This window comes from Pseudomonas sp. 2822-17 (assembly GCF_002742485.1).
Lineage (GTDB): Bacteria > Pseudomonadota > Gammaproteobacteria > Pseudomonadales > Pseudomonadaceae > Aquipseudomonas > Aquipseudomonas cyclaminis.
Map to the genome: position 1 here is coordinate 1 of NZ_LJRZ01000203.1, position 356 is coordinate 356.

General features: G+C 34.6%; 1 protein-coding gene. It reads right to left on the reverse strand.

Annotated elements, in window-relative coordinates; all coding sequences use genetic code 11:
• On the reverse strand, positions 1-356 hold a 356-nt coding region (locus tag AOA60_RS01600; protein WP_143522342.1), incomplete at both ends, for a pitrilysin family protein.

A 356-nucleotide genomic window follows, 5' to 3' on the forward strand; every position in this document is an offset into this window, starting at 1 on the left:
GTTTAACAGTACATCAAATAACTCATCTAAATGTTTTTGTGCTGTACCTGCATATATTGTAAGCATACCTGTATCATGGAAGGAAGAGTGGTAAGAAAACACAGAATAAGCTAATCCTCGTTTTTCCCTCACTTCCTGAAATAATCTACTGCTCATGCTTCCACCCAATGCATTGTTAAGTAATACGAGACTAAATATTTCTTCATCGTGTAGAGGAAATCCCTCATACCCTAAACATAAATGAGCTTGTTCAATTTCCTTTTTGCGAGCAATTCGCTCAGTATTAAACTTAGGTTTTATTAGGCTATTATTTTCTTTATTCCCTTTTTTCATTTGTGCAAAAGCATCCTCTACAT